Source organism: Eubacterium ramulus ATCC 29099, assembly GCF_000469345.1.
Taxonomy (GTDB): domain Bacteria; phylum Bacillota; class Clostridia; order Lachnospirales; family Lachnospiraceae; genus Eubacterium_I; species Eubacterium_I ramulus.
The window spans coordinates 8,911-19,169 of record NZ_KI271134.1 but is presented as its reverse complement, the minus strand read 5'-3'; the positions used below and the strand labels follow the sequence as shown (position 1 = coordinate 19,169).

The following is a 10,259-nucleotide window of genomic DNA, read 5'->3' as shown; positions in this document are numbered from 1 at the left end:
CCCCCCCCCTATAAATTTCATCCGGAATATTCGTAGCAATATCCTTCAGACACTGCAATAGGACAGGATTAAATACTCCACATTCTCCATTCATGATCATCTGCATAGCTGTCTCATGTGTATAACTTTCCTTATATACACGTTTGCTTACCAATGCATCATATACATCAGCAAGGGAAACCACCTGTGCAGAAATAGGGATATCGTCCCCTTTCAAACCGTCCGGATATCCGTTTCCGTCATATCGTTCATGATGCCATCTGCAAATCTCATAAGCCGTCTGAACCAGTGGTTCTTTCTGATATTCTTCCAGATTTTCCAGAATAGATGCACCAATCAACGTATGTGTTTTCATGACCTCGAACTCTTCTTTAGTTAATTTTCCATTTTTATTTAAAATCTTATCATCAATACCAATTTTCCCTATATCATGCAGCGAAGAAGCCATCACGATCAGATCCTGTTTCACCCAGGAAATGTTATACTGATCCGTCACCTGACGCAAACGCTCCAGAAGCATTTTTACCAACGCATTTACACGGGTAACATGTAACCCGCTTTCACCATTACGAAATTCAACAATCTGGCTTAAAATAGCCACCATGATTTTTCGACTTTCTTCTTTTGATTTTATCTGTTCTGTCAGAATTGTCGTCAAACGTCTCTGCTTTGCATACAGTTTTATGATATTATTCACACGTCTCTGAACAACTTTGATATCAAATGGGCGGCTAATGTAATCACATACACCCATATTATATGCTTTTCGCATATAATAATCAGAATTCTCACTTGATATCATAATAACCGGAATAAACTCGATCCATTTTTTTCGATTCATCTGCTCCAGCACATCAAAACCATTTATGCCGGGCATCACAATGTCCAACAGAAGCAGAGATATCTCTCTTTCGCATTCCTCCAGCATCCGGATACACCGTTCTCCGCTTTCTGCCTCCAGAATATCATAATCTTGATGAAGCATTTCATACAAAATTGCCCTGTTTATTTCAGAATCATCTACAATCAGAATACATTGACGTGAATGCCTTCCGGAATACCGTATCATTTCATCTTTGTCTCCGGAACGTCCCCACTCCGTTACAATTGTATTTTTTGTCTCTTTTGCTTCATACATCAACTTATCAGCTTTCGGCATCACTTCTTCAACAGCCTGATTTTTGGCCATTACAGCACCAATACTGACAGATAGATACAGATTCTTACTTTCCGGAATCTGTATCATACGAATATGATAAAGAATTTCATTTAGCTTCTGTTCAAACATTTCCTGAGAGATATTGGGAATAACTAAAAAAAATTCATCACCCCCATAGCGAATCAATACATCAGAAGATCGGATAACGCTTCGGATCGTAGCTACAACGGCCCGCAGTAAAATATCGCCGATTTCATGTCCATAGGTATCATTGCTCGTCTTAAAATCATCCAGATCAATCATGGCGATACCGGCAGTCACCACTTTTTTACGGATCCTGTCCTCAAAATATCTGCGATTGTATGCCTGTGATAACGCATCCGTATACAGCATCTTATAAAACTCTGTCATATTAGTCTTTGCACTTTCTGACGTTACTTCCCCAAATACTGCATCCGTATCTACACGACGGACATATTCCATAACATATGGAGCATCATCCACTTCTACATATTTCACAATAATTTCATTCAGTTCTGTCCCCGTATTTTCATACTTTGTCTTCTGCCCTTTTTCTTTCAGAACTTTTCTCGCAATACACGCCTCTTCAAAGCTTTTTTGTCCCAGGCACGATCTGCATTCACAGCTTGTCTTCCATATGTTCGGCTCTCCACTGTCTCCGGTTTCTACTCCCAAATCCGATGCATTTAATAAACGTACTTCATGAAACAACTGACGAAAAGTTTCCATTTGCTTTCGTGCCTGTTCCATTGTCATTTTTATCTCTGAATCCATGTTATTGCCCTAATTCCCTGATTGCCTCTACCGTAATCTGGTATTGCTTCTCGACTTGCGCCAGTACAGCTTCATAGCCCTTCAATTCTCTTCCACGTAAAATCTCCGTCAACTGTGAGCTTAGATCACACAGTTTTGAAAATCCAAGATTTGAACATACCCCCTTTAATGTATGTGCCCCACGAAAAGCCAGTTCAGCATCCTTCTTTTCAATTCCATCTTTTATCATTTGAAAACTGGGATCATCTAAAAAACGAATTACAAAGCGCCGGATAAAACTTTCGTTTCCCAGACGCTGCATTACATCGTCAAAATCTCCTCCCATTTTCCGGTAGCATTCTTTTATATCCATATTGTCCTCCTAATTGAACTTCATGTAACCTCATATATGATTACACGGATGGGTCAAAAGCCTGAAACCACTCCTGTGCAAGCACATCGTGGTTTCAGGCTTTTGACCCTGGCATCATATTTTCTTTATATTATAGTAGATAGTTGCCATTATCACAAGTATTAAGTACCATGTAACAAGTGTTTTTTATAATACTGCATTTCCTATCATTAAGTTTTACTTAACGTATCACTAAGATACAGTAGCTTTACTTCTTTTATTATATATCATATAATAAGATCAACAAAGGAACACACGAACAATTCAATTTTTTCATCATATAAGGAGGACATAACAATGACAATGACATTATTAAAAAGATTATACAACAGAGGACAGAAAATGAGCACAAGACAGGTTTTAAACGCAAATAACCTGACACTGAAATTAACAGCTCAGCAGCATGATTTGAAAGAAGTTTGGAGAAGAGACCAGAAAACACTTTTCGGAAAAGCTATGCAGGCAGAATATGATCATGCAAATGGAAATTTACGTCATAGATTCTGCTAATCATCCCATATGAGCAATTATGATATCTTTCTTCCAATACGATACGTTCATCAAAGAAGCTCTTTCTACTTAACATTTTTGTTTTTGGTAGAGAGCTTCTTTGATATTCTCTACACCTCCAAACTACCGGATTTCCCTGATTTGCTCATTTTCAACACCATCTTTCTCAAAGCATAAATTTCTAAATTTTAGTAAAATCCATTTAAATCTCATTATTTTTATTATTTCGTTTCATTACAAACACACACAAACGTATCCCAAAATAGCATAAACCAGCACTAAGGAAATACACCATTATCTTTCCTGTCTGTTCCAAATATCGCAGTTCCGGAGCATACTTCACACAGCGTATCCAGTCAGACATCCGCTCTGACTTATCCGCAAACCATCCGCTCCAAAATGCAAAATCGGACCATTTTGTAGGAATCATATCTTCCGGTATCTTCACGTAAGAATGCAGGAAAATTACCATCAGCAAAACTCCACTTGTAATACAGGTGATTCTGACGATTGTTCCTTTTATATAAGCAGGTGCAATCCGATATCCGTCTTTATAATATTGTGCCTGTGCCGTATACTGCACCCGATAGCCTTTCCATTCGCCCAACAACAGACGGATCAGCCATATCCATAACAAAATACAGAAAATGACACTGAACAGACTGGTTATACTGTTCATAAAGCGAACATCAAATGCAGTTCCTGCAAATCCTGTTTTCCATTCCACCATTTGTTCCAGTACAGACAATGTCATATCATCTGATGTCTCTACTGTCATCCGTTCCAGCCTCGTTGTATGCAGATCTTCCGCAAGAAACACTGCTCCCTGCGTCTTCTGCTCCAACATGCCCAACACCTGATAACTGTGTCCATCCATCGTAAATGTAAGACCGGCCGCATCCGATACACCAAACAATTCCTGTGCCGCTTTTTCTCCCAGCAGGCAGCCACCTGTGAGTGCAGGATTCAGCATCACAGCCGAAGGAAATAATAACTGGCTGTTTCCTTCCACAGCATAGATCTCCACCATACTGCTGCGCCTCAGAACCGGATTTTCCAGCACATGCATTCCTTCCGTTCCCCAGATGGCATAAGAAAGTGGTTCTTCCGCTTCTTCATTTCGCTGCCGCATCTGTTTTGCATCTTCATAGGTATAAAACTGCCGGTCTCTCTGAAATAATGTGACCCGGCTCTGATACATGAGAAGTTCCTGTTTCTGCTGCACACCAGCCGCATAACATATGAACCCACAGGCAATCAGAAATACCATAAGTACAGATGCCGCCTTTTTCTTTTTCCATGTATTCTGCAATACACTGCCCTTAACAAAATGATTCCACCGCTTGTTCATTGCTTCTCCGTTCAAATGTCCTGTCCTGGACCGCAGTACTGCTGTCCGCTGCCCATACGCTTACTCTTCCTCCAACCTGACCCTGCTCCCGTCTGTAATATCCTTATCAGACGATACGATCACGTCTCCTGAAATCATCTCATCTACCGCCACATACTGTTCATTCATATCCAGGACAGTCACCGGCACTTCCTTTGCTGTCAACTCTGTTCCCATCACAGCATCCTCTTTTTCCATCACATAGATAAAATACTGGCTGCTGCCTTTCTGATGCAAACTGGACAGCGGCAGACAACAGTCAAAGGTATCGGACCTGTTATCTACGGTTACGGTTACTTTCGTTCCTACCGGATACAGATCTCCCGGAATATCTGCCGTCAGCCGGAAGCCACCAGACGCATCTGTCTCTGATCCGGCATTCTCAGACACCGTTGCTGATGAAAGTTCATAGTTTTCCCGTATCCCTGACATATTCTTGCCATGTAACGTAATTACACTATCTCCGGAAATCTCATCCACATATTCCTCCGATAGTTCTGCCACAAACCGCACCGTTTCCGCTGCATCAGCCAGCATGATCGCAATACCTTCCACAGTCTCCGTACCTGCGGTCACATTCAGCTGTCCAACTACACCTGTGTATTCTGCCCGATATACACCACCGTTTTCCGCACAGGCACGCAGATTTTTTAACTGTTCCTCCAGCGTGTCCGTATCCCGGGACAGATTCAGATCCTCCTTCGTCCGCTGTACTGCATCCGCGGCTGCACTAATCTGTTTCTCCTGTTCCCTCACAACTGCCTCATAGGCGCTTTTTTCCGATTCCACTGCGTTTTCCAGTTCTTTCGCAACCGTCTCATCATAAACGGAAGCAGCTTTTTCGTTCATTGTCCTTTCTTCTGTCGATTCTGCACTGACACCGGCAGTCTTTTTATGTGTATTGATGTAATTCTGATATTCCACAACTGCCTTTTCGTAAGTCTGATATGCAAGTGCTTTTTCTTCCTCTGCATTTGCCTTCACATCCTGATAAGCCGCTTCCGCTCTGGAAACCGATAAATGCTCTTTCTCATCTGCACGATTCAGTTCTGTCTCAATGGAGGCTATGCTTTCCTGCAACTTCTGCATATCAACAGTAAAGATCACATCACCGGCTTCTACCTGCTGTCCGGGAGACACCTGAACACCGGTCACCATCAGCCCTGATGTTACATATTGAAGTATATAATTCTTCGCTTCAACCGATCCGTTTAAGGATATCTCATGTGAGATTTTCTGTCGTGATGCTCTGGTCACAGTTACACGCGCCTTAACTGCCGAAGATGCTGCTCTGGAACATATCGTCAGTACGATCATCAGTCCAAAAAACACAGCTGCAATCTGTACCCATTGTTTTTGTTTCATCTTTTCTGTCCTTTCGCTCATGATTCACTACCACCACCCATTGCCGCAATTCCCTGTTCCAGATATCTGTGCCCACACAGGAACACAAGCAACGGTGGCAACAGCGCAACCAGTGCTGCCACAAACGCAACACCTGCATTCTCCTTCGTGATCGTCGAGATATATAATGACAACGGTTTTAACCGTTCCGTTCTGAGAAATACCGCAGGCTGTTCGATCAGATTCCAGTATTCCAGAAAATCAAGCACAACGACCGACATAATCCCGGGCATCCCCAGTGGAATTCCGATCTGCCGGAAAATCTGCCATTCATTTGCTCCATCCAGCTTGGCTGCCTCGATCACATCCTTTGATAGCTTTGAAAAAAAACGATACATGATGAAAACAGGAAACGTAGAACAGACACCCGGCAGAATCAGTGCCCACATGGTATCGATCATCCCCATCCTGTTTAAGACCAGATATTCTGACAGCATCAGAATCTGAAACGGGAAAAGCATCAACACGATGTAGAGCGAAAGCAGCACCTTTTTCCCCGGAAAATGCCAGCGTGCAAATCCCCAGGCTGCCGGAAGGCTGAGCAGAAGCTGTCCTCCGATTACCCCGCCTGCGATCTTCACCGAATTCCAGAACATGACATAATACCCCGGCTCATCCAAAAGCAGTTCCACGTAATGCCGTAAAGTTGGCTCAAATGGCAGCCATGTCCATTGAATCGTTCCATCTGCGGACCAGAGTGCCGCCAGAGAATTTCCCAGTTCCGCTGTACTCTTCAGCGAACCGCCCAGCAGAAAAATCAACGGATATACTGCTGCAAAAGAAAAAACAAACAGCAGAAGAAATATAAAAACCCGTATTGCAATCCGAAACACTTTCATCCTTTTCCCGCTCCTTATGACGCTTCCCTGTCAAATAACTTCTGAAATACCATGATCAGCACAAACAGGACGAGTCCCATCAGCACTGCACCTGCTGCCAGTTTATTGACCGCCAGATCCCGGAACCAGTTATTAAACAGATGCTGCAACAGATAAATATGCTGTTCCGGATAATCCCCGGCAACCAGATAGGCCTCCCGGAATACTTTAAAACCATTGATCAGGGATAATGTCAGAATCAAAAATAACGAGGACCAGAGATTCGGTATTGTAATATGTAAAAAGCACTGTCCTTCACCGGCTCCATCCACTCTCGCAGCCTCATAAATCTCAGCGGGAATCGTGGCAAGTGCCGCCAGCCATAGAACGATATCATACCCAAGATTTTTCCAGATATAGCTGAATACCAGAATAGCAAAAGAATACCTTGTATTCAGCCAGTTCTGTCCTGCCACACCAAACAACCCCAGAAAATCACTCAGGAAACCATTTCTGGTAAAAAGCACATTCCATAGCAGTACAATGGAAGCTACCGGCATCGCCATCGGAAGGAGAAACACACTTTTCAGCCAGTTTCCAATCACCTTATTCTTCCCCAGATAAATTGCAATCAAAAGTGACAGAAACAGAAGCAGCGGGACACAGACTGCCAGAAACAGAACCGTATTTCCCGCTGCCAGCCGAAAAGATGTATTTTCAACAACTGTTTTATAATTGTCCATCCCGACAAATCTCTGCCCGGTTCCATCCAGAAACGATCTGCGGATCACATCCAGATAAGGAATCACAAACAGCACCAGTACACCGGTCAGACTTGGCAGCAAAAACAGATATGCGTACATGGAACCATTCTTTCGGACGTTCCTCTTCTTATCATTCATCCTCTTATTCCCCAAGATACAGATCAATCCGGTTGGCTGCCGCAGATACAGCATCATCCAGACCTGTCGAACCATTCAGATAAGAAGTCAGAGCTTCCCTCACAATATCACGCAGGATCACATCATCCGTAAACACATGATCCATCTGGCGGATCTGCTGTTCCAGTGATGTATTCTCTTCCTCGGATGGTGCATAAATATAAAAACTGTCCATATCGTCTCCCATATACAGTTCGCAGATCAGACCATCCTCATCCATATCCATGCCATCGCCCCGGACTGCACTGCGAAATGTATCCAGTGTAACCGGCTCGTACCAGTTCATATTCAGCTTCTGGGCCTTATTTTCAAGAGAAAACCGGATAAAATCCTCTACCATATCTGCCTTTGCAGTATTCGCATTCACCGCCAGAATATTGCAGGGCTGATACATCGGATACAATGCATAATCCGCTTCTCCATTGTGTTGCTGTGTCGTAAGTGCACCGAGATCCGTCACTCCTGCCACCAGTCCTGCGGATACATTTACGGAATCATTATAGTGAATTTCCACTTCACCTGCCTGAATACTGGTTGTGGTAGCATCTTCCGGCAGGTTTTTATCCGAGGTCGTTTCTGCCAGCTTTCCACATAACTCCATGTATTCTTTCAACGCTTTTTTATTCACCGTCTTATCATGAATCATATTTTCCGCATATATATCATACAAAAACTGCGTGTACTGTGAAAAAACGTGATAGTCGGCGGTATACTGATAGCCGGAAATTCCGGCCTCATTTATATGTTTCAGAATCCACTGACCGGTATCAGACGCAGAACTGATTTCCGGAGAGGAACCAATCGCTCCCTGCACTGCATAAAGCAGAAAATCTGTCGGTACTGCATACAATTTCCCATCTTTTCTGTAAGTCTCTGCTATATTTGTGAAATACGCGTCTTCCGACATATTCAGATCCACAGGAAGCAGGAGCCCCATATCCGTATATTTTTCAACAGACAGGCCATCCATAACAATCAGATCCGGTCCACTGCCGCTCAGCAATTCCGTATTCAACTGTTTGATTGCATCCGTCCTCGTAAGTGCCGCTTCCTCGTCCATTCCGGTCCGGAGTTCCACCTTCAGTTCCGGATGTTCCTGCTGATACAGCATGGCAGTCTGCGTTACCGCAGTATTTTTGGTAAGACTGTAAATCGTAAAGGAAACCGTATTCTGTTCCGGATCCGGCTCGATTCTCCACAGAGTAGTCTCTCCGGTAGTAAGCGTACTCAGATAATAGGTATTCTGTTTTCCCTTACATACCGGGGACATCCCATTGAAACAGGTCTGTCCATGAACCGTAGCAGGAACAGACAATACATTGACGGTTCTTCCATCCCTGTATTCATAAATCGCTTTCGTCGTAACACACATCACCGTGTCACCGAATGCTTTCATCGGTGCAAACACTTCACGATCATTTGCGTCCCACATCTCTTCTACAAATTTCTTCAGCCCGGCTTCCGGTTCCTGTTCCTCTAATGTCTCTTTGTTCAGGCAATATTTAATCTCATTCCCATATACAACAAACTGATCTTTCACTGAGAAAAAGCCTGCAGAGCAATAATCATAAGAAAGCGTTTTCAAAGGCTTCTGCTGCTCTGTATCATACAACACGCATTGTTCTGTACCTGCAACCGATACAACATGGTCATTTACCATACTGATATTCCATGCATATCCACCAATCTTTGTAAACAAATCTCCGGCGTTCAGTTCCTCACTTTTCTTCTCCGTGACCCGCATCAGATGACATCCACCCGCATCGGATTCACTGTCTTCCGGATCTGATACGATCACAAACGCTTCCAGACCATCTTTGCTTTCCTGTAACGTCCCGGCCATCAGATAGCTGTCTTCCGGCAGGGTATCGGGAAGCTGCATCTCATCCTCCCAGTTTTCTCCCTGATCAGAACTTTTCCAGACAAATACCGGTTTTTCTCCGTTCTCAGCCTCACCATCTGTCAGTGCATAAATGTCACCGTTTTCAGACGACAACAGATCATAATAATAGGAATCCCCGATACTGATGACAGATCCCGAACCGGTACCATTTTCCATCGCAGTCTCATTTTCCGCGCTTGTGCTTCCATCCTGTGCAGCCTTTTTGTCATTTCCACATCCTGCAAGCAAACATACAGTCATCCCAAGTATTGCTGTCATTCCCCATATCTTCTTCATCTTTGTTCCCCCAATTCAATGTGCCGGCATACTTACCTTGCTGTCCGGATATCAATCTTCCTCTACCGTCTCCATATCACTCTGCCAGGTAACCCACATGGCCGGTCGGACCGCATTCTGTCTGCTGTCCATTTTTGCAAGATCAAGCTGACCATAAGAAGTAATCATTTCAGAGTAAGTCTTGAAATCATCATTTTCAACGCATTCCGAATATTCCGGATTACACAGCCACCACCCACAGGTATCTATATCAAATACCTGATACAGTTGTTGTTTCGCATACTCCGTCGGATAGCACACCAATTCATCATATGCATATTGATGATCATAAAATTCCAATCCAGAATTGATAATCAGATACTCAACCATTTCTGTATAACTCAGCAGAAAAACTTTGTCCTCTGTCTTCCGTTCCAGATGCCAGTAAGGTTTCTCACTTTGCCAGGATACTGATTCATTATTTTCGTCAAATCCTTCCGAAGAGGATACCAGAATATTTTCCTGTTCTTCTTTCGAAAATGTACTGTTATAAAATTCATTATTCAGCCAATTTCGAATCGATGAATTTTCCCAGATAATGCTGCCGCTTCCACTATCATCAAAAGGCAATATATCCAGTCCATATTCACTGAGTAATAAGATTTCTCCATCTTTTTTATCCAATACACGCCA

Annotated in this window: 9 protein-coding genes; 1 reads left to right on the top strand and 8 read right to left on the bottom strand. The window is 43.2% G+C overall.

Features of this window, described 5'->3' with window-relative positions; genetic code table 11:
- Positions 1-1,936 (bottom strand): diguanylate cyclase domain-containing protein (locus HMPREF0373_RS09055; protein ID WP_242831200.1); only part of this gene is annotated, 1,936 nt, incomplete at its 3' end.
- A 19-nt stretch (positions 1,937-1,955) separates the two neighbouring features.
- Complete coding sequence (locus tag HMPREF0373_RS09050) at positions 1,956-2,306, bottom strand: Hpt domain-containing protein (RefSeq protein ID WP_021739385.1); 351 nt, start codon at positions 2,304-2,306, stop codon at positions 1,956-1,958.
- Positions 2,307-2,642: 336 nt separating this feature from the next.
- Between HMPREF0373_RS09050 and HMPREF0373_RS09045 the strand changes: the two genes are divergently transcribed.
- On the top strand, positions 2,643-2,855 hold the full coding sequence (locus HMPREF0373_RS09045; RefSeq protein ID WP_021739384.1) for a hypothetical protein: 213 nt from the start codon (positions 2,643-2,645) through the stop codon (positions 2,853-2,855).
- A 202-nt stretch (positions 2,856-3,057) separates the two neighbouring features.
- Here the strand turns inward: HMPREF0373_RS09045 and HMPREF0373_RS09040 are convergent, their stop codons facing one another.
- The 6 genes from HMPREF0373_RS09040 to HMPREF0373_RS09015 form a co-directional block, all read right to left on the bottom strand.
- Complete coding sequence (locus HMPREF0373_RS09040) at positions 3,058-4,206, bottom strand: ABC transporter permease (RefSeq protein ID WP_021739383.1); 1,149 nt, start codon at positions 4,204-4,206, stop codon at positions 3,058-3,060.
- 60 nt (positions 4,207-4,266) lie between these two features.
- Positions 4,267-5,631, bottom strand: a complete 1,365-nt coding sequence (locus HMPREF0373_RS09035) for an efflux RND transporter periplasmic adaptor subunit (protein ID WP_021739382.1) — start codon at positions 5,629-5,631, stop codon at positions 4,267-4,269.
- On the bottom strand, positions 5,628-6,488 hold the full coding sequence (locus HMPREF0373_RS09030; RefSeq protein ID WP_021739381.1) for a carbohydrate ABC transporter permease: 861 nt from the start codon (positions 6,486-6,488) through the stop codon (positions 5,628-5,630). The genes HMPREF0373_RS09035 and HMPREF0373_RS09030 overlap by 4 nt, the downstream gene beginning before the upstream one ends.
- A gap of 14 nt (positions 6,489-6,502) precedes the next feature.
- Positions 6,503-7,369 (bottom strand): carbohydrate ABC transporter permease, encoded by an 867-nt coding sequence (locus tag HMPREF0373_RS09025; protein ID WP_021739380.1) that lies wholly within the window; start codon positions 7,367-7,369, stop codon positions 6,503-6,505.
- Positions 7,370-7,373: 4 nt separating this feature from the next.
- Positions 7,374-9,587, bottom strand: coding sequence for an ABC transporter substrate-binding protein (locus HMPREF0373_RS09020; protein ID WP_021739379.1), 2,214 nt, complete (start codon positions 9,585-9,587; stop codon positions 7,374-7,376).
- A gap of 51 nt (positions 9,588-9,638) precedes the next feature.
- The coding region (locus tag HMPREF0373_RS09015; protein ID WP_021739378.1) for a DUF6273 domain-containing protein at positions 9,639-10,259 on the bottom strand (621 nt) is incomplete at its 5' end.

Bases quoted from the DNA above. Each gene is read 5' to 3' on its own strand.
- HMPREF0373_RS09035 (WP_021739382.1), bottom strand. From the start codon at position 5,631: ATGAGCGAAAGGACAGAAAAGATGAAACAAAAACAATGGGTACAGATT.
- HMPREF0373_RS09025 (WP_021739380.1), bottom strand. From the start codon at position 7,369: ATGAATGATAAGAAGAGGAACGTCCGAAAGAATGGTTCCATGTACGCA.
- HMPREF0373_RS09040 (WP_021739383.1), bottom strand. From the start codon at position 4,206: ATGAACAAGCGGTGGAATCATTTTGTTAAGGGCAGTGTATTGCAGAAT.
- HMPREF0373_RS09020 (WP_021739379.1), bottom strand. From the start codon at position 9,587: ATGAAGAAGATATGGGGAATGACAGCAATACTTGGGATGACTGTATGT.
- HMPREF0373_RS09045 (WP_021739384.1), top strand. From the start codon at position 2,643: ATGACAATGACATTATTAAAAAGATTATACAACAGAGGACAGAAAATG.
- HMPREF0373_RS09030 (WP_021739381.1), bottom strand. From the start codon at position 6,488: ATGAAAGTGTTTCGGATTGCAATACGGGTTTTTATATTTCTTCTGCTG.
- HMPREF0373_RS09050 (WP_021739385.1), bottom strand. From the start codon at position 2,306: ATGGATATAAAAGAATGCTACCGGAAAATGGGAGGAGATTTTGACGAT.